The following is a 26,674-nucleotide window of genomic DNA, read 5'->3' on the forward strand; positions in this document are numbered from 1 at the left end:
GAACTGGTGAGGACGCAGGGCGCCATGCCAGGAAGCCGAGCGTGACCGCACCGATCGTCGAGCGGGAGAAACGCATTAGCCTGAAGCCGTGAGCAATTACGGGGATCCCTCGTCGATCGGCAAATACTCCGTGGTGCGGAGGATCGGGAAAGGCGGGATGGGCGTTGTCTACGAAGCTCGTACGCCTGCGGGAATGCCCGTGGCCATCAAACTCATCCACGCCGACCGAACAGATGACCCCCGATTTCGTCAACGGTTCGCGCGTGAAATCGAATTGGCCCGGCGGGTGAGCAGTCCCTACACGGCGCAGTTCCTGGACGCCGACGCGGAGGCCCCGCGTCCCTGGATGGCCAGCGCCTATGTTCGGGCGCCCTCTCTGACGGATGTCGTCCGGGAGGGACCGCTGACCGGAGAAAGCCTGTTACGCATGGCCCTGGGCACAGCGGAGGCCCTGCAGGACATCCACAAGGTCGGGCTGGTGCACCGGGACCTCAAACCGGACAATGTGCTGATGACCGGCAACGGGCCGTGCATCGTCGACTTCGGAATCGCCTGGGCGCCGGGCCTGACGCAACTGACCCGCACCGGCGAGATCATCGGTACACCCCTCTACATGGCTCCCGAGCAGATTCCGGCCAGGGGAACCGCGGAGCCGGGCGAGATCACCCCGGCGGTGGACATCTTCGCCTGGGCGTCGACGGTCGTCTTCGCCGCGACGGGCCGTGAGCCCTTCCGTGCGAGCTGCGCCGACATGCTTGTCGTGCTGATGAAGATCCAGGAATGCGAACCCGACCTCCGCCAGGTACCCGATGCCCTGCGGGACATCGTGGCCCAATGCCTGGTGGTGGATCACAAGGCCCGCCCCACCGCGGACAGCCTGCTGACACAACTCACCGCGCTGTTCGCGGACTTCGCCGCCTCTTCACCGCCCGCAGCGCCCGCACCTCCCGCAGCGCCCGCATCTCCCGCAGCGCCCGCATCTCCCGCAGCGTCCGCACCGCCCGCAGCGCCCCAGCTCCACGAACGACGGCCACGTCGCAGCCTGCGTCGGCGCAGGTACGCGGTGCTCGGGGCGGCCCTCGCAACCGTCACGGCGGTCACCGCATCCTTGCCGTGGTCACCATCCGGCCGCGGGGAGTGGACGCGGCCTCTGGCACCCTCCTCCTTCAACGCCGGGGCGGCATCGTGCAGCCTCGCGGAGGAAGCCCTGTTCTGCGCCGTGCCCGGACGGCAGGTGCTGAGGGTGGCACCGGACTCGGGACGACCGGTGTGGCGCAACAAATCCGCCCTGGCACAGAGGTCGTCACACATCATCGGGGTGTCGTCCGCCGTCGTCCTGGCGGTCTCCACTGCAGGGCAGGAACAGACACTCGTCGGCCTGGACAAGGGCGACGGAAAGCAGTTGTGGAAGAAGCCGCTGCCGTACGGCAATCCCGTGCTCGTCGGCGAGGTGGTGGTGACCGCGGACGACGACGGTCGAACGCACGGCTACGAGGCTCGGGACGGAAGAGAACTCTGGAGCCGCGAAGGGACGATGCCGAACGGATCGGAAATCATCGGCGCCACATCGAGCGCCTTCTACTCGTACGGATCAACCGACCGGGGTACGGCGGTAACCGCCCAGGACGCGCACAGCGGGAAGGCCTTGTGGAAACACAGCGTCAATGCGAATGAGGGATGGAATCCGATCGGCGTGACGGCGAAGGGCGTGCTGAACTTCGTCGCCTACGACAAGACGTTGAACGATCTCGTGGCCGTAGCACAGTTCCGACCCGATCTCGGGTGGGAGTCTGTCAGGCTTCCCGAGCCCGTACCCCAGGCCCGGGTCACCACGTCCAAGGACGTGTTCTACGTCGCGACGCCCTCCGGCACTCTCCTCGCCGCCGACTGCCGGACGGGCAGACAGATGTGGCGGTCCGAGCACGAGGAGGACTTCACCAGCGGTCTCACCGTCAGTGGGGGGCTGCTCCATGTCCTGAACGGGGAGGGCCGGCTCCTCGCCTTCGACGCGGCATCCGGTACACGGCGGTGGGCCTCCTCGGAACACCCGGCCTCGAGAACCGTCGAGAACGCCGGCCTCCCGAGCCCCATGGTGTCGGACGGCCACGCCTACGCGCTCACCGGCGACAACGAACTCTTCTCGGTCGACCTCTCCCGCTGACCCCGATGGCACCCGGGTCCCTGTCCCGCAGCGAAGCAGCGCCCGGGGAGCCCTCGTCCCCGGGCGCTGCGGTCTGTCGGCCGGAGTCAGGCCGTCGTGTCGGCGCCGTCGCCGTCGCCGTCGCCGTCGCCGTCGAGCACGGTCTCCGGGATCTGCACGTTGATCAGTTCGCCGGTGCGCTGGTCGACGGTGATGCCCCGGCCCGGTTTGCGGCCGCGCAGGTGGGCGTGGGCCAGGCGGGCGCCGATGTAGTCGCCCTCCAGGATGCTCTGCGGGCCGAGCAGGACGCCCTTGCGGTGGCGTTTGAGGGCGCCGAGCCAGCCCATCGCGCCCGTCATGGTCTCGGCGGTCGCCGCGATGACGATGCCCATCCCCCGGTCCCTGCCGGACTGGGACACGGAGCGAAGGTTCTGGTCGATGTCCGGCAGGACGAACAGGTCGGCGTCGTCCACCATGACGACCTTGGGTCCGCTGCCTGATTCCAGGGCCCCGGTGAACTCCTCCTCCGTGGGTTCCGTCGCGGTGATCAGCCGTACGCCGGGGTGGGCCCCGAGGGTACGCAGCGGCGACTCGCGCGGGGCGAGGATGACGAGTCGGGTTCCGGAGGCCAGCAGCGAGACCGCCAGCGAGGCCAGGGTGGTGCTGCGGCCGGAACCGGGCGGGCCGACGACGGCGAACGCCGGTGAGGTGTCCGCGAAGTCGACGCCCACGGGCGACACGTCGTCGCCGCCGAGGCCGAGCAGACCCCACATGGGCCGGCGCGACGGGACCGGGACCTTGTCGTAGGCGTCGGTGAAGGTCACCTTCACCGGCAGCGTGCCGATCCCGGCCGGCCTGCGGCCTGCGGGGATCCCGGTGTCGCGCTCGGCGGCCTCGGCGCCGATCCTGCGCAGCGCCTCGGCCTGTTCCTGGCCGGTGGCGCCGGGTGCGAGGAGGGCCACCTGGATCTCGGTGCCGTTGTCGGAGGTCCAGCCCCGACCGGGCTGGATGAGGTCGGGGATGTCGCGGGCACGCTTGCCGACGGCGTGGTAGTCGGTGCGGTCGTTCAGGCGCAGCAGCAGCTTGTTGTCGTTGAGGGCGGTGGCCCGGCCGGACAGCAGGGCGCGTTCCGAGGTCGCGACGAGGTGGATGCCCGCTGCCGCGCCCTCTCGCAGCAGCCGGTTGACCTGCTCGACCAGGCGTCCGCCGTTGTGGTCGGCGACCGCCTCGATCAGCGCGTCCCAGCCGTCGACGAACAGCATGATGTGGGCCGGGCGGGTACCGGCCGCTACGAGGTCGCGCAGCTCGGTGAGGTTGCCGGCGTGGTGCTCGGTGAGCAGTTCCTGACGGCGCTCCAACTCGGCGTCGAGCCTCGCGAAGAGCCGCTCCAGCCGCTCGATGTCACCGCGGGGCACCACGGCACCGGTGTGCGGGAGCACGCCCAGCGCGGTGAGCGCGCCACCGGCGAAGTCGATGCCGTAGAGGTGGACGTCGGCGCTGGAGTGGGCCTGGGCCAGTGCTCCGGCCATGGTGCGCAGCACCTGGGAGCGGCCGGAGCGGGGGATACCGATGACGTACAGGTGTCCGAACTCGGCGAGGTCCAGCCGGACCGGTAGCTGCGCCTGGGCCTCGGGGATGTCCGACAGGGCCCAGGAGACCGGGGCCAGTCGGGCGCCGCCGGGTTCGTCGGGCTGGGGCAGGTCGTCGATCAGGATGTGCCGGCCGAGCGCGGGCAGCCAGGGGCTGGGCTGCGGGGTGCAGTCGGCGAGCCGGGCGGCCTCGGAGAGGGCCTCCACCAGGGTGTTGAGGTCGGTGGGGACCTCCTCGGACGCCATGTCCTCCGCCGGGTCGGTGTGCTGCTCGCCCTCGGGGGTGCCGGGGCGGCCGAGGGCACGGCCGAGGCGGGTCCAGTTGAGCGGAGTGCCCCAGATCCGGGATTCCTCGGCGGCCTGCCGTTCCTGGCGGGCCTTTGCCTCGGCGGACGGCTTCGTGGCGGCCCTCGGTGTGCCGGCATAGGCGGTCTGGAAGGGGACGACCGTGCCGTGGCCGAGGCGGGCGAGTGCGCGACCGGGGTTGGCCGGGGAGATGCTGACGGCGTCCTTGGTGTCGATGACGTCCATGCTCTCCGAGGAGTCCGTGACCCTGAGCGCGATGCGCAGGTTGGTGTTGGCCCTGATGTCGGCGTTCACCACTCCGGCGGGGCGCTGGGTGGCCAGGATCAGATGGATGCCGAGGGAACGGCCGCGCTGGGCGATGCTCACCAGACCCGGGATGAAGTCGGGGATCTCCCGGAAGAGGGTGGCGAACTCGTCGATGATGATCACCAGCCGGGGTACGGGCGCCAGTTCGGGGTTCCGGCGGCGCATGCCCTGGTACTCGGGCAGGTCCTTGGCGCCGACCTCGGCCAGGATGTGCTCGCGGCGGGTGAGTTCGGCGGACAGCGAGGTGAGGGCGCGCTGCACGAGGTGGCTGTCGAGGTCGGTGACCATGCCGAGCGTGTGGGGCAGGTCGACGCAGTCCTTGAAGGCGCTGCCGCCCTTGTAGTCGACGAGGACGAAGGTGAGTTCGTCCGGCCGGTTCATCGCGGCGAGGGAGGCCACGAACGTCTGCAGCAGTTCGGACTTGCCGGAGCCGGTGGTGCCGGCGACGAGTCCGTGCGGGCCGTCCTTGACCAGGTCGAAGGCGACCGGGCCGTCGTAGCCGGCGCCCAGCAGGACGCCGGTGGACGCCGGGCGCTGCGACCAGCGGGCGGTGATCAGTTCGGGGGTCGGCTGCGGCAGGCCGAGGAGTTGCAGCAGGCCCACCCGGGTGGGCAGGCCCTCGGAGGCGTCCGGGGTGACGTCCCGGATCGGGGCGATGCCCCGGGCCGCTCGCTCGCACCAGTCGGGTTCGACCAGGTCCGGGCGGATGTCGGTGATGTCGGGCAGCCCGGTGCGGCGCAGGGTGAGGCGGTGGTTCTCGTGGCGGACCACGGCGGTGCACTCCTCCGGGAGCAGCCGTTCCTCCTGGTCCAGGCAGAGCGGGAAGATCCGTACGCCGGGGCCCTCCTTGAGGATCGACACCACCCCCGGTACGTCACGCAGGCGCCGGGCGCCGTCCATCACCACCAGGACGTCCGGTTCGCTGAGCAGTGCCTTGCTCATGGTGGACTCGGCGGCCCGCTGCCGGGTGCGCAGGGTGGAGACCAGTTCGGCGACGCGGTTGGCGACCGTCTCGGGGTCGTTGCCGATGAGGGTGACGGCGCCTCCCCGGGTGCCGGGCAGGCCGTCGCGGGAGTGGGGCAGCCAGCGCGCCCAGTGCCAGGAGTCCCGTGATCCCTTGTCGGTGAGCACGACGATGCGCAGGTCGCGCGGGGTATGCAGGATCGCGGCCTGGGCCGTCATCCAGCGGGCCAGCGCCTGCACCGGTCCGGGAGCGCCGGCCAGTCCGACCACTCCGCTGTCGACGAGGTCGACGCTGACGGGGGCGTCCGGGATGGTCCAGTGCACGGAGGTGTGGTTGTCCTCACGGGCCGTGTCGTCGATGCCGAGCAGGGACGGCTGCGGGGCCGTGCCGAGGCGCAGGGCGAGGTGGTCCGGGTCGCCTCGGCGCCGCTCCCACAGCCTGCGGCCCGGGCCGACCGCCCACAGTCCGGCCACCGCGGGGTCGGGCGCGCTCTCGGTGCGCAGCCGCCGCTCGGTGGCGACCTTCTCGCGGACGTCCTCCTCCAGCGAGGCCCGGCGCTGCCGGTAGATGCGGGACTTCTCCTCGTAGTCCTTGCGCGTCTGGCGCCGTCCGCTGACGTAGTTCGCGGCGATCAGCACCGGCGAGAGGAACATGAAGATGAGATAGAAGTACGAGTTCAGGAAGAGCATCATCGAGACGCCGAACACCATCGGCGCAAGCGCCACCAGCAACGGGATCGGTCGGCGGCCCGGCGGGTCGGGCGGGCCGGGCAGCCGGAACCGCTCCGGTGCCAGATGGGGCAGGATGCGCGGCGGCCGGTTGTAGTCGAGGCCGCCTCCGCCCTCGGACGGCACCACGGCGGCGTCCCGGGGCGTCGGTTCGACCAGCCGCAGCAGGTACTCGCCGACGGACAGTTCGGCGCCGACGGCCCACACCTGCCACCCGTCGGGGAGCACCGCGCGGTCGGTCTCCTCAGGCTCCGCCACCACCTCGTCCTCGTCCTGCTCGACGAGCGGCAGCAGCGGGGTGTCGGGCCTGCCCCGGTGCTCCGGCGGTTCCGGCACGGACAGCCGGGCCGGTCCGCCCTCGCGGAGCTCCACGATGGCCGAGCCGTCCGGGCGTACGGTCACCCGGATGCCCTCGCCCGGCAGGCCTCGGCCCTCGAGGGGCACTGCGGCGTCCTCTGAGGGGCCGATGCCGTGGGTGCCGAGGCCGAGCGGATACACGCGTCCGGCGTCCGGGCCACCCACCACCTGGAGTTCGACGACCGGGGCGTGGTCCAGCCGGTGCGGCTGCGGCATGGCGTCACGCTCGGGGCCGTACGCGGTCACGGCCGGGGCCTGCGGGGCGCCGAGGGCGACGACGCTGCCGTCCATCAGAGGGGTGTCGGCCAGCGGGGTGCCCGGGGCGAGGGGCTCGTCGCCCAGGTAACAGGCGGGAGCAGGACCCGGAGCGGTCAGCGAGCCGCCGGGCCCGTCCGGGTCGCCGGCGCGCAACTGGGCCAGATGAGCGGCGACGTCCTCGACGGGTGTGCTGCCGGACGCGGTGAGCAGAACGTCCTGGCTGCCACGGGCATCGTCGTCGGCGACGGTGGTGATGAGGAGTTTCACGTCTCCCCTTGCGGGTGGTTCGGGGGTGGGGGCTTGGGGGTGCTTCGCAGTGCTTCAGGGTGGTGCGCGTACGGGCGGGTGGTGGGCCGGAGTGGCATCGGGACGGGTGCTTCGAAGTGGCGCGGGGTGGTGAGGCCGGACGCCGGTGGCGGGGACCGGACCGGGCTCCGGGCGGATGCTTTCGGAGTAGTGGGATCGGGCCGGCTTCGGGGGGTGCTTTCGGAGTGGTGCGCGGTGGTGGGATGGGCCGGTTGCCGTGGCCGACCCACTCGGGAGGCCGGGGGCCGTCGGGAGGGGTCCGGCCCGCTTCTCGGGGTTCGGGGCCCGCTGTCCGGGTCCGGCCCTTCTTCGGCCGTCTTCCCGTTCAGCGGGTCCTCCTGCCGGTCGGCCGGACCGCGTCGCTCCCCTCCACGACGTTCCCGCCGTCGTTCAGTCCTCCCCGGTGCCGGAAGAACCGGAAGAGGCCGCCGTGGTGCGGGTGCCGGCCGTGGCCGGTTCGGCGAGAAGGTCGGGGCCGGTGGTGGTGCGGACGGGGGCCGTGACCTCCGTCGGCTGTTCTCGGAGGGCCTCCGTCTCGTCGGACAGCCGGGTCTCCGGAAGTTCCCGGGTCTCTTGGAGCTCCCGGGTCTCCTCGGCCTCCTCCGGCCGGCTTTCCCTCATGGACGTCCCCCGGCGTGGCGTCGACTCGCGGCGCAGGCGACGGCGGTCGGCGCGGACGGCGGCGACGACCGCGCGGCCCAGCGGACCGGAGTCGGCGTCGAGTTCCAACTCGGGCGCGGTCACCCGGCCGCGTCCGTCGACCCGGAGGGCCCACGTGTGCCCTGCGAGGCGGCCGTCCGCCAGACAGACCAGGGCACCGGAGGCGGCGAGCACGGTCAGTCTGCGAGCCTGCTCGGGCGCGGGGGCGGCGCAGACGATCACGGTGGTGGCGGCGCTCCCGGACTCCCCGAACTCATCGGGGTCGTGGCCCTCGGCGGGCTCGGCGACGGCCGTTTCCAGTTCCCGCAGCAGCGTGTCGAGCCGCTCCCCCCGATGCTGCGGATGGACCCCGTCGGCGACGACGACCGAGGCGCCGCTGCCGGGCCGGTCCAACTGGGCGGCGAGGGCCTGGAGCAGCCGGGTCCGGGCGGCGGTGTCACCCTCCACGGTGATCACCCGTGGCCCGGCGGCGAGATCGAGGTGGACACAGGCGTCGTCCGCCATGCCGACGGCGACCGGCAGCGGCCGGACGTGCGCACCGGCGCGGGTGCGGCCCGGCGGTAGCGCGTCCTCGTCGTCCAGGGGCAGTTCCCAGCGCTGCGGTCCGGACTCGGCGGCCGCTTCCCAGGGGGCGGGCGGCTCGGGCAGTCGGCGGGCGGCGATCTGCACGGACGCCCGTCCGGGTTCCAGGCGCACGGCGTGCGGTACGGCGCCGGGGGTGTCGGCCAGTGCGGCGGCCGCCGCGTCGAACAGTCGTCGTACGAGCAGACCACCCCGTGGGTCGGAGAGCTGCCGGGCCAGGGCGCGTACGCCTCGGCGGTGGCGGCGGTAGGCGCGCAGGGGTTCGCCGAAGGCCTGCCGGGTCAGGGTCAGCTCCCGGCCGACGCGGCGCCGGAAGCGTCGCCAGCCACCCCGCTTACGGATCATGTGCCGCAGCAGCAGGAAGAGCAGGATCAGGACGACGACGGCGACGATGATGCCCGTGAGCATCGAGTCGCTGGGCTTTCCGATCGCGACGATGAGGCTCTGCGTGGGATCGAGGCCTTGCGTGGGATCGACGCCCTGCGCGGGACCGAGGCGGCCCTGCGCGGGACCGAGGCCCTGCGTCGGGTCGGCGGCTGTGATGGCGCCGCTGGTCATGGCAGGGCCGGTCATGCCGCCGCCAGGGCGTGTTCGCGGTGCCGACGGCGCAGTTCCCGTATCGCGTGGTGGGTCCGGGACTTGACGGTCCCCGGCGGGATCCCCAGGGCGTCGGCGGCGTCGGTACCGGTGCAGCCGAGGACGTAGACGTAGAAGAGGACCTCGCGGTGCGGGTGCGAGAGCCGGGAGAGGGCGTGGACCATGAAGCGGCGCTGGACGGCCTGGCTCATCGGGTCAACGGGCTCGACGTGCTTGTCCAGGGTGTTCTCGTGCTGGATCTCGGTGTGCACCCGTTCGCGCCGGGACCAGTCGATCACCAGGTTGTGCGCCACCCTCATGAGCCAGGCCCGCGAAGGTGACCAGCCCGAGGGTTGGTTCCCGGTGTTCAGCCAGGCACGTACCAGGGTCTCTTGGACGAAGTCCTCGGCCCGCTGTCGGTCGCCCCGGACGAGGCTCGACACATAGCGCAGCAGGGGGCCGTGGTGCTCTTCGTAGAGCCTGCGTATCCATCCGTCCCCGGAGGACGAGGCGCCGCCCGTCCCGGGATCGCTCCCGAGCACGGCGGTACTGGGTCTGGGCGTTCTCATAGTTCCCCCTGGACCGGCGGGGACATCTCAGGCCGGTCCGGTCGGGCGCCGCGACGGCGTTCACTGGGCAGGGCTGAAAGCGGGTACCCGGGTGGACTCACGGTTCATGGGTGGAACGTGAGGTTCCGGAGGGATTCTATGAGCGGCTGATAACGATTCAAGACTTCTTGAGAAGAACCTGAGGTTACTGACGAGAACGAAATGTTCCTGGTAGGACCGCTGGAGAAACGACAGCCGGCCGACAGGTCCGAGCCATCGGACACGTCCGGGGAGCGGCCGGGAAAACGACAGGGGCGCCGGTCGGGGGAAAGACCGGCGCCCCTGCCCGCAGGGGTGCCGACGGAGGGGGAGTCAGGGGTCGGCACCCCGTTCGGGAGGCGGGCGGGATCAGGTGGGGATGCCGCCGGCGATCTGCGCGTCGAGGTTGTTCACCGCGTTGCAGATGTCACGGAACTGCTTGGAGAACTGAGTGATGTTGTTCACGGCCTCCGTCAACGACTTGTTGAAGTTCGCGTAGGAGGTCTGCATCTTCGGGCTGGTGGCCGTCAGCAGCAGGCCACCCTGCAGCAGGTTCTCGACGTCGGCCTGGAGCGAGGAGAGCTGGGGGACGAGGGTGTCGCTGACCGCGGAGTCGAGCTTCTTCGCGGTGCTCTCGATTTCCTCGTCGTCGATGACGTTCTTGGGCATGTGGACCTCGTTCTCTTGTGTTCGGTGTGCGAGGGGCCCGGCGGCACCGCGCGGGCGCGAGCCGGGAGCTTGGGGTGTGTGAGGGGCGGGTGCCCTCACCTGGGGCGGAGCCCATCGGGGTCAGCGCCAGTTCTCTCCGAGGGATCCGAGAGGCGGTTCGGCGCTGCTGCGTTCGTGCTGGGTGATCGATTCCCGCAGGTACCAGCTGCCGTCCTCGGCACGCTGCCAGATCTCCTGGATCTCGTTGCTCGCGTCGGCGACGAAGCGGGTGCCGGTGTTCTCGTTGGTGACGACCTTGGTGACCGAGCCGTCGGAGCCCGTGTAGTCGGTCCGGGTGACACCTTCCTGCACCGTGGTCGTCTGCCCCGGAGCGGTGGTGCCGGCGGGGCGGCCGTCCGCGTCGACCCTGGGATTCTCCACGGTGAGGTAGGCCGGGGGCCGGTCCAGCCGCTGCTGGGGGTCCTCCTTGCCCGCCTCGGAGTTGAGGTACTCCTCCTTGTCCAAGGTCAGCTCCCAGTCGCCGTCCGGGCGCTTGGTCCAGATCTGGAGGGTGTCCCTGCCCGTCTCGTCGGTGATGTAGCGCTTCATCCAGCCGTCGGGCGAGCCCTCTGGGTCGGAGTCCATGTAGACCTTGGTGACCGAGCCGTCGGAGCCGCGGATCGTCGTCACGGAGTCGCCCTCGCGGGACAGCGGGTGGTACGTCTCGGAGTACGACAGCCCGGTGTTCCTGTTGGTGACGGTGGTCGTCGTCTCGACGGGGTCGCCGTTCTTGTCGACCTTGATCTCACCGTTCTCGTCCAGTTGGAACGACACCGTGGTGGTGCTGTTCTCGTCCTCCATGGTGTAGCCCTTGGGCACGAAGGCCTCAGCGGGCAGATCGTCCAGCTGACCACGCATTCCCCTGAGCTGGCCGGGGTCCGGGTCCTTGTCGAAGTCCCGGTCGCGGATCTTGTCCTGCTCCTCGGCGAAGGCGTCCTGGAGGTCCTGCTGCCGTTGTTGGACAGGCTTCTCCTCCTCGGTCAGCTCGGCCTGCGCGTCCTCGGTCTTCGACTGGTCGTCCCACAGCTCCTTCTGGCGGTCCTGGAGGTCCTGCGACTCCTTGTCCAGGGGATCCAGCTTCGTCTGGAGTTCGGTGCGCTCCGCGTCGAGACCGTCCTGCTTCTCCTTCACGGCGTTCTCGACGTCGTCCTGCGTGGACTTCTCCAGGGCCCAGAGGTCCCGCTGCTTCCGCTGCAGTTCGTCCTGCCGCTCGGAGAGGGGTTCCTGTTCGCGGCTCAGCTGCTCGCGCGCGTCGTCGATGTCCTTCTGCCGCTGGTTCAGCGGGGCGAAGGCCGCCTCACCGTCCCGCTGTTCCTGCTCCAGGGCGTCCCAGCGCTCCGAGAGCCCCCTGCCCTCGTTCTCCCACAGGGCGTCCCGTTCCTTGTCCAGGGCGTCCTGCCTGCGCTGCCAGGCGTCGAGGTCCGCCTGGGTGGCCTTCCCGCTGCTCAGCAGGGTCTCCCGCTCCCGCCACAAGGCTTCCTGGCGCTCCTGGAGGGCGTCCTGTCTGGCGTCGTAGGCCTTCTGCTCCTGTTCGAGGGCGGTGGCCTTCTTCTCGATCGCCGCATCCTGCTCGGCACGCAGGGCCTTCTCGTCCTCCCAGAGCCGCTCCTGCTCGCGCTGGAGTTCCTCCTGCCGTTTGATCAGGGGCTCCTGCTTCTCGCGGAGGGCCTCGTACTCCTTCGCCAGTTCGTCCCGCTTGGCCTGGAGCTGTTCCTCCCGCTGGGCAAGGAGTTTCTTCTCCTCCTGCCAGAGCTGCTGTTGCCTGGCCTGGAGCTCGTCCTGCTGCTTCAGGAGGGGCTCGCGCTTCCTGGCCAGCTCCTCCTGCTCCTTGTTCAGCTCTTCCTGCCGCTTCTGCTGCGCCGCGGCCTGTTCGTCGAGTTTCTTCCGCTTCTCGACCAGCGCGTCCTGTTCCTTCTTCAGACGGGCCTGCTGGGTCTTGTAGCGGGCCTCCAGGTTTCTGGCCATCGCCTGGCGGCGCTTGCCGTCCAGCGTCTGCTTGCGGATCTCGTTGTGCCGGGTGGCCTCGTCCCGGACCTGGGAGGTGACCTGCTGGGCGGCGCCGGCGGCGTGGGAGGCGTCCTGGTCGTAGAAGGCCTTGCCCGCCCGGTCGAGGAGGTTGCCCAGGTCGGTCATGACCTGCCACCCCTCCTTGAACGACTTCTGCCAGGCGCCGTAGAAGTCCTCCAGCGCCTCGGCGGTCTCCCGACGGGGTCCGATGTCCCCGGAGGCGAACGTCTTGTCCGACTGGGAGGTGACGTCCAGCTCGTCTCGGAGGTGCCAGAGGTGGCGTGCAAGGACGGTCATCAGGTCGTAGTCGTAGGAGACGCGCACCATGTCCGCCGTCCTTTCCCTCGAAGCGGGCGAGTCCGCGGCGGTCCGTGCCGCGGTGGTGGTCGGCGTGGGTGCCGAGCCGCCCTGTAGACGAGGAGGCGGGCCCGGATGGTTCAAAGAGATTTCGCCGGTCCCCCGCCGACCGACTGAAACTGTGGCGTGCGCCACTCTCTTGAACTCTCGGGGCGCCCGGGAACGTCTGCTGTCGGTACCCCAAGTCCCGGTACCCCCAGACCCGGACCGCGTGGAGGATTCGTTGGCCACCTCCGACGAGTGGAGCAGAGTCGGATTCACCGGCAATCCGGTGACCGGGAATCCGGGTGTCGTCGAGAACATCGCCAAGGAGCTACGCGATCTCGGCGATCTGGCCGGCCGGGTCAGCGGCGGCCTCGACACCCTGCTGACCAAGGCCGAGGACGGCGGCTTCGAGGGGCGGACGGCGGACGCGCTGCGCAAGTACGTCAAGGACGAGCTCAAGGTGTTCATGGAGAACATCAACCGCTCGTTCGACATGGCCGCCAACGCCACGGCACGGTATGCCCGTGCTCTCGGCGACTCCCAGGACCGGGCCGAGAACGCCGCCGACACCGTCGCCGCCCTGGAGCGGGTCGGCGGCCAGCCCCTGCCCGAGAACGATCCGGAGCTGAGCCGCGCCCGCAACGAGGTGGACGCCGAGACGGACATCATCCAGGCCGAGGCGAAGATCCTGGAGGACGCCCTCCACGAGGCGGCCCGGCTGGTGTCCCGGCCCGTGAAGAAGCCCAAGAAGAGCTTCTGGAAACGGTTCGTGTCGACGTTCTTCAAGGTCCTGGAGATCGTCGCACTGGTCGTCACCCTCATCGCGGCCATCATCGGCGGCCCCCTGGGCATCGTGGCCTTCGGACTCGGCGCCGTGCTCTTCGCCAAGGCCCTCGTCGACTACGCCACGGGCAACGGCAACGCCCTCAGCCTCGGCCTCGCCTTCCTCGGCATCCTGTTCCCGTCGACGAAGGGCATCACCTCCATCGGCGGGTTGTTCCGGCTGGGCGCGTCGGGAGCGAAGGCCCTGAGCGGCGTCCTCTCCGCGAGCGGGCGCATGCTGTTCCGGGGCGGCAGGGCACTGCTCAGCTCCCCCGGCCGCGTGCTGTCCCTCGCCGGACAGGGGCTGGTCAAGTTCGGTGGAGGGCTCGTCGGCCGGGCCGGCAGCGGGTTCATGGCGCTGCCCCGGGTGCTGTCCAGGACGCCCGCGATGCTGGGGTCGGCCTTGCGGTTCATGGGCGGCTTCGCCCGGAGCACCTTCCGGCAGGGCTGGTCCGCGCTGAGCCGCGACTTCGTCCAGACCACCGCGTTCGTCGGCGGCAACACGGCCGCACGGCTGGGTGTCTTCGCGATCATGGGCCTGGGCCGGCTCGTCACCACGGCGCTGCTGCCGATGAGGTACTCGGAGATCGCGCGGTTCGGCTACCGGGGCGCCTTCCGCATGGGCTTCATCGACCGGGGTATGCACTGGGCCCCGCGGGCGCTCCGCCCCCTCGGCAGGACGGGCTCCCTGGCCGCGGACCTCACCAACCTGACGGGCCGCAACCTCGACCAGGGCGGCACCCTGCGCCCGGTGACCGGCACGAACACCGACAAGCTCGCCGTGCCCGGCACCCCGGAGTTCAACGAGACCCTCGACGACCTGGCCGAGATCTCGGTGGCACCGGTGACGGCGCCCCGTACGCCGGGCTTCAGCTCCCTCCCCGGCACGGGCACCCCCCGTATGCCGGGCCGCCTCGACGACATGGGCGTCCGACTGGACGACATCACCCCCCTCGACACGGTGGGCCTGCCGGTCGGCACGGTGCCCGGCGGGCAGAGACTCGGCCTGTTCACCCCGGTGAACCAGCGCCTCGGCCTCCTCGACCCGATGAACGGCCGCCTCGGCCTCCTCGACCCCGGGAACAGCCGCCTCGGCGACGACCTGGCGCCGCCGCGCACCGCGCTCGACGAACTACGGGACCTCGACACGCTGACCGGCGTGGAGCGCACCCCGACCGGCCTGCTCAAACCCCTCGACGATCTGGCGCAGCTGAGCCTCGACGGCAGGCTCGGCGGGCTGACCGAGTCCCAGGTGCGGCAGGTCCTGGACGGCGAGATCGACCTGGTGAACGTCACCTCGGACGGGGTCGTCCTGCGGATCGGGAAGACCGACCCGGTGGACGTCCGCGTGCGGTTGCAGGACGGGGTGAAGATCGAGGTCCTCGGCCCGGCCGACCCACGGGTCCCCACCTTGAACTCGGCCGCCGGCACCGACCGCCTGGACGAGCTCGGCATCAAGCTCGACGATCTCACCCGGCTGCTCCCCGACACCGGCGACGGCTCCCGCACCGCCCGCGAGCTGCTGGGCCTCGGACCGGTCCGGACGGACCTCACCACCCCGGTCACCAAGAGCCCGACCTTCACCCCGCTGACCCTGCGGGACATCGTCACCGGCGGAGCCACCGGCAAGCTCGCCACCGAACGCTTCCAGGCCTGGATCCGCACCCAGTCCACCAAGCTCCAGCTGGACACCGCCGGGCGCAGGCTCGACGACCTCACCGGACAGGTCGACATCCCGCCGCTGACGCGCGCGCAGGCCGAGCTGGACCTGAGCGCCGCCCAGGTCGGCTTCAACCGGGCGAAGACCGCGTTCGACCGGCTCGGCATGAACCTGGACACCGTCCGCCGGGACATCACCGTGATGATGACCCGCGTGGACGGCCCGGCGGCCGGCCTGCCCACCGGTGAACTGCGTCTGCTGGACGACCTCGGGCGGCCCACCGGGCAGTGGATCACCATGCGGCCCGGGCCGGACATCACCTGGGTGCTCAGGACGGACGCCGGGATCGTTCCGGACGTCAAGGTGCAGCTCGTCGACGGGGTGTTCACGGTCACCGCCCCCGAGAGTGTCGTCACCCGGTTCGGGGCCGACGGCCGGCCGGCTGTCCCCGTCGAACCGGGGTCGGTCACGCTCCCCCGGTTGTCGGACATGGGCATGGACAACCCGGTCCTGCCCGCCCCGCGTGACATGGACCGACTGACCTTCGCCGCCGACCGGTCGATCGACGTCCAGGCCATCAACCCGGCACCGGTCTGGCGCGAGAGCGACGAGACGCTGTGGCGCATCGGCGGCAAGCGCCCCCTCGACCAGATCTTCAGCGAGGGGTTCACCGTCCGCGACCCCCTGGAGACCAATCTCGACGTCATGGTCAGGACCGGTCAGCCGTCGGCGTTCGTCAGCACCACCACCGACAGCAACCTCGTCTGGGACGGCATCTTCAAGTTCGAGATCGAGGCCTCCGGCGGCATCGACGTCGGCAAGACCTTCGAACGCTCCATGGGCCCGGACGCCTGGCGGACGTCGGGCTGGGCGTCGGAGAACGAGATCGCCTTCCCCGGCGGCATCGCCCCGGAGTTCATCCGGGGCGCGTACCGGATGGACGCCCAGCACAACCTCCTGGAGTGGATTCCGAATCCCAACTTCCGGGGCAGCGACCCCCTGCCCGAGCTGGCGGCCGGTCTGAGAGGTGCCGGGGAAGGCACCCCGGGCCTCAGCGCGCTGGACTTCCAAGGCCTCTCCCTCGACGACCAACTTCGGTTGCTGGACCAGCTCGATCTCGGCGAGACCCGGACCTTCGACGACCTCGGCTCCCTCAACGACCTCGGCTCACCGAACGGCTTCGACTCCCTGAACGGCTTCGACTCCCTGAGCGGGGTCTCCCGCCTGGACGAGGTAGGCAGCCAGGTCGACGATCTCGGCTACCTCTCCGACGACTTCCACTTCGACCGCTTTGACGCGCCCGCGCCCCGGACCGACACCGTGGTGGTGGACCCGCAGGAATTCGCCGGGGTGACCGGCTTCCGGACGGAGTGGCAGCGCACCCCGCTGGAGGACGGCGGCTTCACGTTCACCGACCAGGCCGGGGACATCCGGATGGTGATCGACACCGACGGGGTCCGGCAGTTCACCGACGTCCGGCTCCCGGTCGGCGACGGCTTCCTCCGCTTCGACGCCGACGCGGGCCCCGGGTCCCTGCCGCGGATCGTCGGCACGGACGGAGTGCCGCTGCCCGGCGGTGCGACGATCGAACCGGTCAGGGGCGCGCTGGGGGTGGTGACCGGCGTACGGGTGCAGTCCCCGGACGGGGCCTGGGTGGCCCGCTTCGACCTGGACGGTACGCGGCTGTCCGAGCAGCTGACCCTGTCCGGCCCCGTAGGCGGCCCGCTGACCGGGTCCCGGCTGACCACGACGTTCACGCAACTGCCGGGCGGCGGGGTGGTCCCGTCGGTCCGGCTCACCGTGGCCGGGGCCGGCGAGGGCGCCTTCTCAGTCGTACGGCTGGAAGGAGATCTCGCCGGGCGGCTGCCCGGCGGTTTCGCGGTGACCGACACGGCCACCGGCGGCCGGTTCCTGTTCGACCGGGGCGGCCGATTCGTCGATCTTCCCGTGGACGGGGCGCCGAGGCCCCGGCTGGACACGTTCGGGACGACGGTGCCGGAAACGACAGTGCGCCCGGTGACGGCCCTCGACTCTCTCGGCGGCGCCCCGTCGGAGCGGCTGCCTCTGGCGTCCACCCCCGGGGCCGGAGTCCTGGACGATGCGGCGAGCGATGTCACAGGACCACTCCCGACCGGCGAGCGTGTGTCCCTGGAGGATCTGGCCGTTCCGGCCCAGCTTCGCGTCGAGCCGCCTCCGCCCGTCGCGCCCCAGGTCGCGCCGCCTCCGCCCGTCCCGCCCCACGTCGCTCCGCCACCGGTTCCCGCCGCCGCTCCCCCTGCGCACGCGCCCGGAGTGCCGGTGGCCACCCGGCCCTCGCGGGCGGTGGCACCGGGATTCGACACGTCCTTCCCCGCCCCCTCCATCGGCACCGAGAGCGAACTCGGCGGATTCGTCGTCGCACTCCCGGAGAGCGCGGACCGGACCTTCGCCTTCGTGTCGAAGGTCGACACCGACGAACCCCTGCTCATGGTCACCAAGGACATGAGCAGGGGCGCGTACGCCAACCCCGCGGACCTCACGATGGCGCAGCGCGGCAACTGGCAGACGCACACCGTGGAGCTGATCACCTATCCCTCCCGCCTGGGCGACGAGGTGGCGATCGGCGCCCGCAACGACGCCACCCAGTGGCTGCTCGATGTCTTCAAGGACCGGCTCGGCGTGCACAACCACCGGCCGCTGGAGTCGATGACCAGCCCCGACGGGCTCTACCGGCTGCAGGTGACGAGCGACCGGCACGTCATCGCGGCGGGGACCGGCCTGGAACTCGAAGGCCTTCCCTCCGTTTCCATGCCGACCACCCAGCAGCAGGCCACGATCGGTATCAGAGCCGTGGACTTCGGCTCCCGTGCCACGCAGGAGCTGAGACTGCTCGCTGACCATGCCCACTGGTACAAGCCCGCCTTCCGCGACGACGACGCTCTGCGGACGGTGCTGGCCCGGGAGGCGCTCGACGCGCCCGAGCAGGTGGAGAACGCGTACACCTATGTGAAGTCCGTCATCGACTTCACCTCCGACCTGGTGCACAGGCACGGCATTCCCATGGAGAACTGGGCCGGAGCACCGCCCTATCGCGGTCTGACCGACCCGGTGGTGAAGAACGAGTGGTCGGTACTGCCCAGGACCAGGCCGAGCCTGGTCCTCGACTCCTTGTCGCCCGGTGACCGCGCCGTGACGCTGAAACTCCTGCGCGAGGCCCCCGCCCTCGGTGACGAGTCGGTCTGGAACGCGGCGAGGCAGTACATCCTCAACGGCAACGAGGTGGCCGGACGAGGCATCAACAACGCCACCGTCGGTGGAGAACGCGCCCTGCTGTTCGAGTTCCGCTCCCTCCCGGACGAGCTGAAGGGCGCCGTACCGCAGGAGAAGGTCCCTGTTTCCGTGGTGACCGACCCCTTGGCGGAACTGGGTGGGAACCGGGTGGCCGGCGTTCGGAGGATCAACGAGTTCGTCTCCGGGCCGGAGAACAGAGACGCCTTCGCGGACTGGTACCGCACGGAGTTCCCCAGGGATCCCGACGCCGGGCGAATCCATCAGAGCAAGGGCACCGACGCGATCCTGAGGATGGCGGCGGCCCGTCACAAGGCCGAGTGGATCAGCCTGCGACATCCGCAGACCTGGCAGGACATCACCGCCGGACGGGTGGCCCCCGCCGTGCCGTCGGCTTCGGCCGTCCCTGCGGCTCCGGCCGTCCCCTCTGCACGATCCGCCTCCTCTGTCCCGCCGGCCCCCTCTGCACCCTCCGCATCTTCCATCCCGTCCGCCCCCTCTGTTCCGTCTGCCCCCGTCCCACCGGTGCCCCCGCGTGTCGGTGCCGGGTCGCTGCCGGACGGGGCGACCCGGCCGATGGCCGACCTCGGCAGGCCGGACATGCCCGCGGTCGAACTGCCCCGTACGGGCCCGGACATGCCCGCGGCCGACCTGCCCCGTACGAGCCCGGGCATGCCCACGGCCGACCTGCCCCGTACGAGCCCGGACGTGCCCCCGGCCGACCTGCCCCGGACCCCACAGACACCGGGGATCGACCTGCCGAGGAGCACCGAGGGCCCGGACGTCGCCCTCCCCCGGACCACCCCCGCAACGGACGTCACCCTCCCCCACACACCCACCCCTGAACCGGGCACCTCCATCCCCTTGGGGGTGCGGTCGCTCGACTCCCCGCTCCCACTCGTGCCCTCGGTGCGCGAGGTTCCCCTGTCCGGGCTGGACGAGGTGGCCGGGCTGCGGCTGCGCGTCACGGAGATCCCGGCGACCGACGCCGCCCCGGCGTCGGTACGCGTCGAGGTGCTGGACTTCACCGCCCAGGGTGGGCCGGCGCGGCTGCCGGATGCCTTGGTCACCGTGCGGGAGGGCGGTGGCTTCACCACCACCGGCCCGCAGGATGGCGTGCGCTGGCAGTTCGACGCCGCAGGGCGTCTGGAGCACCGGGAACTGCCGCTGACCGGCACCGACTTCTCGCTGCGCTTCACCGACGACGCGCTCCGTCCGATCCGGGTGACCGGCCAGGACGGAGCCCCCGTCCCGGGCGCCACCGTCACGCCGGTCCGGGACGCCTCCGGCACGCTGACCGAGCTGACCGTGCGCGTGCCCATGCCGGGCCCCGACGGCCCCGCCGCGGTGTGGCGCTTCGAACCCGGTGGCCTGACGCACTCGCGGGAGCTGCCGCTCACACTGCCGGGCCTGGACGGTCCGTCCCGCCTGGGGGTCAAGGTGACGACCGCCCCCGGAACGGGCGGCGCCACCACGCGGGTCCTGGAACTGACCGGTCCGCAGAACCTCACCGGTTCCTTCCGGCTCGACCCCGTGGGCGGCACGCTCTCCGGACGGCTGCCGCAAGGCTTCACGGTGACCGACTCGGTCACCGGCTCCCGCTTCCACTTCGACCACAGCGGTCGCCTCGCCTACCGCGACCTCCCCGACCAGGACGGCTCCGGTTTCCTGCGCTTCACCGAGGCGGCCCCCGACACGCCACCGACCAGACTCGACGACCTCGGCGACGGCATCGGAAGCGGCGGTCAGCTTCCGCTCGCCTCCGAGAGCGACGTGCTGGGCGACATCGACATGGCGCGGATCTTCGACCTCACCCTCGGCGAGGCCTCCAGCCTTCGGGCGGCCCCCGGGGGCTCCCTCACCCACCTGTCCGACACCGCGGGAGCCATCGACTTCCCGCACAGGGCGCTCGACTCGCACGCCGCCCCCTCACCGGACCTGCCCCGACTCCCAGGGCTCGCCGACGACGCGACCGCCTCACCCGACCGCTTCGCGCTCCGTCCCGAACTGCTCGACGACCAGCGGCTGCTGACCGTCCAGGCTCACCAGACACTGCACCGGCACGCCGCCACCGCCCTCGACGACTATCTCGGCCTCCCACCGGCGACCCTCGTCGACGACCTCCAGTCCGTCGCCCAGGGCGCCGGCGGCCGTGTCATCGGCGACTTCACCGTCACCCCGACCCCGCACGGCGGGCCCGGCGGCAGCCACCACACCGTCCACCACGCCCCGTCGGACGTGGCGCTGGGCTTCGGCCCGGACCGTGAACTCCGCTACCAGGAGGTGTTCCTCAGGGGTGGGCCGAGCAACCTGGACGGACTGAGGGTCGGTGTCACCGGCCGGGCGACGGACGGCGGTCCCTGGACACCCGACTCGTTCGACTTCGTGGGTGCCCGCACGGCGGACGGCTTCACCCTCGCCCCCAGCACCGACGTACCCGGCGGACTCAGCCTCACCGACGCCGCCGGGAGGACCACCTGGCATTACGGCCCCGACGGCGTCGCCGTCCTGCGGGACGTGCGGCTGCCCGCCGACCGTGGCATCCTCCGCTTCGACGTCGACACCCCCGGTGGCGTGCCCCAGGTGCTGGACCCGACCGGCCGTCAACTCAGCGGAACCCGAGTCGACCTGCTGGACGAGGGTCGGATCGCGCTGATTCCCACCGGTAACGGCGCCCACCCGCTGGAACGGGCGGTGTTCGACCCGGCGGGCACCCTGCTGGAGGAGACGGTCGCGGTGCGCGGCAAGGGCGGCGTCCCCACCGGGGATCTCTGGAGGATCGACCATGTCTCCGGCACGGCCGTCCGCACTGACGCCTCGGGCACCCCGTTCACCGGCCGCTTCGACACCGCGACCGTGGAGCGGTCCGGCACCGGGCAGTTCAGGCTGACCGGTGCCGACCCGGGCAAGGTCACGCTGTTCGAACGCGAGACGCTGAGGAACGGCAACGTCCTGCACCTGTCCCGGGACCGCTTCGGCCAGGCCCGCTGGACCGAGTTCGACGCCTCCGGTGACGTGTTCAGGCACGGCCGGCGCATCGGGGACGCCGACATGCGCACCTTCCACGACGTGCCCTCCGGTTCCTGGCGCCGGCTGCTGGACAACGCCGGTGACGTGCGGACGTACACCAAGGCCGGCGACGGCGGCCTCGTCCGGGCGGAGAAGGGCCCAGGCGGCGAATGGACCTGGCAGCGCTTCGCCAAGGACGGCACCGAGTCGCTGTCCGGCACCCGGCACTGGAACTGGGACCACGTCGGCTTCCGGGACACCTTCCTCGACCCGGCGACCGGTCTGGAGTCGGTCGCCCACCGCCGGGGCTCGACCTGGCCGTTCGGCGGTGTGCACGGCTCCCGCATGTACCAGGAGTTCGCGGTGGTGCCGGGGTACGCGCCCGCCGGCGGCCGGATCGACATGGGCGCGTACACCGGCCACGGACTGGCGAACGCCCAGGTCAAGAGCCTGGAGACGCTGTCGGACGGCGGCAGCCTGATGGTGCGACGGTTCTCCGAGATGCGTCCGCCCGCGTTCCTGTGGAAGAGCGCGGCCGGCCGCAGCCCGTTCGACGGCTTCTTCCGCGACCTGTTCGCGGGCGACTCGCTGCACCGCGTCAGCCACTGGACCCAGACCGCCGCCGACGGTACGCAGATCACCGGTGTCCGCCTCAACCCGACCGGAGCCAACTGGATCGACATCGACCAGTACGGCCGTGTCGTGCGCGAGACCCGCAAGCTCGACAACGGCAACATCGTCGAGATCGGCCGCAGCGCGGACGACCCCACCCGCTGGGCGCCTCTCCCCGAGTACCGCTCGGGCGGCTCGTACGAACTGTCGTGACGCGACACCACGAGCGGCACCACCGGCACCCGGCACGTGGACGGCACCGGCCGCTGGCGGGACCTCTTCACCGACGACAACGGCGTCGAGCGGGTCCGCATGCGCAGCGAGGGCCCAGACAGCCGCGAGTACCTGTTCGAGGCGCCGTCCACCCGTGACCTCTCGCTGAACGACAACGCGGGCACCTGGGTCGACAGGAACTCCCTGCTGCACATCACCGGCCGCCGGGACCTGATCGACGGCGTGATCGTCGAGGCGTCCGGCAGCCCGTACCGCACCTCGTGGACCTGGAAGGCGTCCTCCGCCGACGATCCGGCCACCGTGATCGCCGAAGGCGTCCGCAAGCAGAACCGTGGTTCGCTCTACTCGAAGACCTGGGACGACTCGTTCGTCGACCTGGACGGGTTCGGCAACGTCGTGCGCGAGCGCAACGCCACCGACATCGGAAGTTCCTGGGTCGACGCCGTGAAGCAGCCCGACGGTTCATGGAAGTGGACCAAGACCGCCGCCGACGGCACGGTCCACTCCGAGGGCACACGGGTGTACGAGGGTGTCGCGGGCGGCGGCCGCTGGCGGGACCTCGTCGACGGCCAGGTGGTCAGACAGCGGGAGGCCGGGGGCCGGGTCCGCGAATTCGACTACAAGATCCTGTCCCCGGAGCCCACGGCGCCCCCGACAGCCCTGCCGACCACCGGCTCGCTGCGCGATCTGCTCGCGCAGGCGGCCCACCGGTTCGAGCCGCCGAGCACGGTCCAGGTGAACACGCAGGTCTGGAAGGAGTACGACCTCGGCAAGGTGTTCCGCGAGCGGGTCGCCGTGGACGGCGTGCCCGGCCGGTTCCGCGAGGTCGACAAGCAGTGGGGGCAGTGGCGTGAGTTCCAGGACGGCCTGCTGGTGGAGCAGCGCACCTTCACCGGACGGGTCTGGAAGACCGACGCCTTCGGCCGGCTGAGCACCTCCGGCCCGGCGTTCGTCCCCGAGCGTCTGGCGGGGGCGCTGCCCCGCATGGGCGACGGGGTCGGGATGGCGGGTGACACCGGCTGGCGGCTCATCGGCCGGGAGACCGACTTCCGGGGCCCGGAGATCGAGGCGCTGGGTCTGCTGCGCGAGGTCCAGGACCCGTGGCACGGTGTCCTCACCGGGGTCAGGGACGGGGTCTCGGCCGAGATGCCGGTGTGGCAGCGCGAACTGCGCAGCGCGCTCACCTCGTTCACCATGGGCTTCGTCACCGACTTCACCGCCAGTCTCGCCATCACCGCCGCCACCACCGGCAACGGCAGCCTCACCCCGGTCGATGTCTACAAGGCGCTGCTCAACGGCGCGGTCGGCGGTACCTTCAGCGGCGGCCTCAACGTCCTCTACAACCGCACCCCACTCGGCTACCTCAAGACCAGCATGGGCGCCCGCGACTGGGGCGGGCACCCGAAGCAGTCGATGAATTCGAACACCGACGACTGGTCCACCGACTGGGCCGCCCAGGAGAAGCCGACCCGCTGGCGCAACGCCACCTACGCGAACACCGTGGGCATCGCCACCGGCGCGCTCAGCGGTTTCGTCAGCAACGCCATCAGCGCGTCGGTCTTCGGCGTCAACGGCCACGAGGTGAAGGGCGCGGACGCCCTGCTGGCCGGTCTGTGGGGCGCGGGGGCCTCCGCCTTCAGCGGTGTCACCACCGGTCTGGCGAAGAACGCCTTCCACCTGACCACCGGCGCCCGGGTCTTCCACAAGGGCGGCCTGCCCGAACTGGGCCTGAACTGGGGCGAGGCCGCGCTGACCAGGTACATCAACTGGCTGATCGCCGAGTGGGACAAGAAGAACGGCGGCGATCTGCCCTCCCCCGGCCGAGCGTTCCCGGCCGCGCCGAAGACCACCACCCCCACGACCACACCCACCACGCCACCACAAGCGCCGGCACCGGCACCGCAGCAACCGGCCTCGGATCCGGCCGCCCTGCTCGCCGACGGATTGGAGTTCCCGTGACCCCCACCGCGACTGTGCACCGGGTCGCCCTCAGAGGCCGGGGCGCGCACCGCAGCATCGCCTCCGCCGTACGTGCCGCCCGCGACGGCGACGAGATCCGTATCGCCCCGGGCGAGTACGTCGAGCAGGTGCTCATCGACCGAGCGGTGCGTCTTCTGCCCGACGGCGGCCCGGCACACGCCGTACGGCTGCTCGCCGCGTCCCCCGGCCGACCCGTGCTGGAGGTCACCGCTCCCGGCGTACGGGTCGAGGGTCTCGCCCTGACCGGCCAGGATCCGGCGCTGCCCGCCGTGCTGACCCGCGCGGGCGAGCTGGAGCTGGAGGGCTGCGAGCTCTCCGGCGGCCGCGTCGAGGCGAGCGGCGACGCGTCGCTCACACTGACGGACTGCCGGGTGTCGCGGACCGAACTGGCCGCCGTGCACCTCAACACCACCGGCGCGGCGCGGCTGACCCGGGTCGTGGTCGAGGACGTCCAGGGCACCGGAGTCGTCATCGGCACGCGGTGCGTCGCCGAGGCCACCGAACTGACCGTACGGGGGGTCGGCGGGTCCGGTGTCCGCGTACGGGGCGCCGCGCGCGCGGTGCTGCGCGAGTGCCGGATCTCCGGGCCGGACCGCAGCGGCCTGCTGGTGGAGGACGAGGCGACGGTCACCGCGCTGGACTGCCGGGTGGTGGATACGGCCGCCGAGGGTGTCCGGGTGCTGGGCAGCTCGGCCCGGCCGGAGGACCGTCGGGACCGGGAGAGCGTGGACGGCGGCGGCGTCCTGCTCGTCCGCTGCGAGATCCTGCGCACCGGTACGGACGGCGTCGCCGTGTCCGGTAACGGCGATGTGACGCTGCTCGACTGCCGACTGCGGGACGGCTCGGGCCCCGGTGTCAGCGCCGACGGAGAGAGCCGCGCGGAGCTGGTGGACTGCCAGGTCGTCCGGGCGCACGGCTCGGGTCTGGTGGCCCGGGGCTCAGCCCGGCTGACCGCCGAGGGCACGTCGGTCACCGGCAGCCGGGCGAACGGGCTGCTGGCGGGCGACCGTTCCGAGGTCCGCATGGCCGCCGGCGACCTGACGGACTGCTCGTTCAGCGCGGTGCACGCCCGTGACGACTCCCGGGTGACGCTCACGGCGTGCCGTATCGCGTCGACGGCGGAGCACGGGATCCGGGCCACCGACCGCGCCGGGCTCACCGTCGAGGGCGGCCGTGTCATGGACTGCGGACTGTCGGGGGTACGGATCGACAGCGCGGCCGAGGCCCGCATGCGCGGCCTCTCCGTGGTGCGCGGCCGGTCCGGGATCACCACCGAGTCGACCGGATCGGTGGTCCTGGAGGAGTGCGACGTCACGGACACCGAACGCGCCGGGATCTCCTGCGGCACGGGGACGACCCCGGTGCTGCGGGACTGCCGGATCAGCGGCACCGGAACGGCGGGACTGGTGATCGGCGAACGCGCCACGCCCAGCGTCGAGGGCTGCACGGTCCGGGACGCGGCCGGCTCCGGTCTGGTGGTGGGCCCGCAGGCCGAGCCCCGGGTCCGGTCCGTCACGGTGGCGCGGACCGGCAAGAACAGCCTGTTCGTCGGTGAGAGGGCCCGCGGCACCTTCGAGGACTGTGTCTTCGCCGGTGCGGGCAGTGACGGCACGGCCTTCCCGGCGCTGCACGTGTCGTCCGGCGGCGCCCCCGTCCTGCGCGGCTGTGTGGTCCGGGACACCGAGGAGGACGTGGCCCTGGAGAAGGGCGCCCGCCCGGTGTTCGACGACTGCGTGTCCCGCGACGTGAAGAACCCGTCCCTGCCGACCGGGGCCGAACAGTCCCTGTCGGCCGCCGGCCCCGGCGCGGACCCCCGGACCACCGCGCGGGAGACGGAGGCGCCCCCCGAGGACACCATCGAGGACCTGCTCGCCGAACTCGACGGCCTCGCCGGCCTGGACCGCGTCAAGCAGGATGTCTCCTCGCTGGTGAAGCTGATGCGGATGGTCCGCCGCCGCGAGGAGATGGGTCTGGCCCCGCCCCCGCTCAGCCGCCACCTCGTCTTCACCGGCAATCCGGGCACAGGCAAGACCACCGTCGCCCGGCTCTACGGCCGCATCCTGGCCGCCGTCGGCCTCCTGGAACGCGGGCACCTCGTCGAGGCCGACCGCTCGGCCCTGGTCGGCGAGTACGTCGGCCACACCGGCCCCAAGACCACGCGTGTCTTCCAACAGGCCCACGGTGGCGTGCTGTTCATCGACGAGGCGTACTCCCTCGCCCAGTACGCCGGCTCGAACGACTTCGGCCAGGAAGCCATCGCCACCCTGCTGAAGCTGATGGAGGACCACCGCGACGACGTGGTGGTGATCGTCGCCGGCTACCTCAAGGAGATGGAGGTGTTCGTCCGCTCCAACCCCGGCCTCGCCTCCCGCTTCAACCGCACCCTCCTCTTCGAGGACTACGGCAGCGCCGAACTGGTCAGCATCGTCGAACACCAGGCCGCCCAGCACCAGTACGAACTCACCCCGGACGCCCGTGAGGCGCTGACCGCCCGCTTCGACGCGATGCCCCGCGAACGGGGCTTCGGCAACGGCCGTACGGCCCGTCAGCTCTTCCAGGCCATGACGGAGCGCCAGGCCTACCGCATCGCCGAACTGCCCGAGGCCACGGAGTCCGACGTGATGACGCTCGAACCCGAGGACATCCCGCAGAGCCTCTGACCACCCCGCACCGC

Annotated in this window: 9 protein-coding genes; 4 read left to right on the plus strand and 5 right to left on the minus strand. The window is 71.4% G+C overall.

The window, feature by feature from the left end; translation table 11 throughout:
• Positions 1 to 133: 133 nt before the first annotated feature.
• Complete coding sequence (locus ACFY9I_RS24790; RefSeq protein ID WP_391005195.1) at positions 134 to 2,161, plus strand: PQQ-binding-like beta-propeller repeat protein; 2,028 nt, start codon at positions 134 to 136, stop codon at positions 2,159 to 2,161.
• Positions 2,162 to 2,247: 86 nt separating this feature from the next.
• Here the strand turns inward: ACFY9I_RS24790 and ACFY9I_RS24795 are convergent, their stop codons facing one another.
• From ACFY9I_RS24795 to ACFY9I_RS24815, 5 genes are all read right to left on the minus strand, one after another.
• Positions 2,248 to 6,915: an FtsK/SpoIIIE domain-containing protein gene (locus ACFY9I_RS24795; protein WP_391005108.1), complete on the minus strand. Its 4,668-nt coding sequence runs from the start codon at positions 6,913 to 6,915 to the stop codon at positions 2,248 to 2,250.
• Positions 6,916 to 7,344: 429 nt separating this feature from the next.
• Positions 7,345 to 8,769 carry a hypothetical protein gene (locus ACFY9I_RS24800; RefSeq protein ID WP_391005110.1) on the minus strand — a complete coding sequence of 475 codons (1,425 nt, stop codon included), beginning with the start codon at positions 8,767 to 8,769 and terminating at the stop codon, positions 7,345 to 7,347.
• Complete coding sequence (locus ACFY9I_RS24805) at positions 8,766 to 9,341, minus strand: sigma-70 family RNA polymerase sigma factor (protein WP_391005112.1); 576 nt, start codon at positions 9,339 to 9,341, stop codon at positions 8,766 to 8,768. Before ACFY9I_RS24805 ends, ACFY9I_RS24800 begins: the two co-directional genes overlap by 4 nt.
• Positions 9,342 to 9,728: 387 nt before the next feature.
• Complete coding sequence (locus ACFY9I_RS24810; protein WP_391005114.1) at positions 9,729 to 10,028, minus strand: hypothetical protein; 300 nt, start codon at positions 10,026 to 10,028, stop codon at positions 9,729 to 9,731.
• Between the two features lie 120 nt (positions 10,029 to 10,148).
• Positions 10,149 to 12,401 (minus strand): hypothetical protein, encoded by a 2,253-nt coding sequence (locus ACFY9I_RS24815; RefSeq protein WP_391005116.1) that lies wholly within the window; start codon positions 12,399 to 12,401, stop codon positions 10,149 to 10,151.
• A 253-nt stretch (positions 12,402 to 12,654) separates the two neighbouring features.
• Between ACFY9I_RS24815 and ACFY9I_RS24820 the strand changes: the two genes are divergently transcribed.
• From ACFY9I_RS24820 to ACFY9I_RS24830, 3 genes are read left to right on the plus strand one after another with little or no spacing between them, the layout of a single operon-like run.
• Positions 12,655 to 21,999: an actin cross-linking domain-containing toxin gene (locus ACFY9I_RS24820; RefSeq protein WP_391005118.1), complete on the plus strand. Its 9,345-nt coding sequence runs from the start codon at positions 12,655 to 12,657 to the stop codon at positions 21,997 to 21,999.
• Positions 22,000 to 22,035: 36 nt separating this feature from the next.
• Positions 22,036 to 23,979 (plus strand): hypothetical protein, encoded by a 1,944-nt coding sequence (locus tag ACFY9I_RS24825; RefSeq protein ID WP_391005120.1) that lies wholly within the window; start codon positions 22,036 to 22,038, stop codon positions 23,977 to 23,979.
• Entirely contained in the window at positions 23,976 to 26,660 is a 2,685-nt protein-coding gene (locus ACFY9I_RS24830; protein ID WP_391005122.1) for a right-handed parallel beta-helix repeat-containing protein, read from the plus strand. The genes ACFY9I_RS24825 and ACFY9I_RS24830 overlap by 4 nt, the downstream gene beginning before the upstream one ends.
• Positions 26,661 to 26,674 lie beyond the last annotated feature (14 nt).

Origin of the sequence: Streptomyces sp. NPDC012510, from assembly GCF_042955065.1 — a bacterium.
Taxonomy (GTDB): domain Bacteria; phylum Actinomycetota; class Actinomycetes; order Streptomycetales; family Streptomycetaceae; genus Streptomyces.

Bases quoted from the DNA above. Each gene is read 5' to 3' on its own strand.
- ACFY9I_RS24800 (WP_391005110.1), bottom strand. From the start codon at position 8,769: ATGACCGGCCCTGCCATGACCAGCGGCGCCATCACAGCCGCCGACCCG.
- ACFY9I_RS24805 (WP_391005112.1), bottom strand. From the start codon at position 9,341: ATGAGAACGCCCAGACCCAGTACCGCCGTGCTCGGGAGCGATCCCGGG.
- ACFY9I_RS24810 (WP_391005114.1), bottom strand. From the start codon at position 10,028: ATGCCCAAGAACGTCATCGACGACGAGGAAATCGAGAGCACCGCGAAG.
- ACFY9I_RS24815 (WP_391005116.1), bottom strand. From the start codon at position 12,401: ATGGTGCGCGTCTCCTACGACTACGACCTGATGACCGTCCTTGCACGC.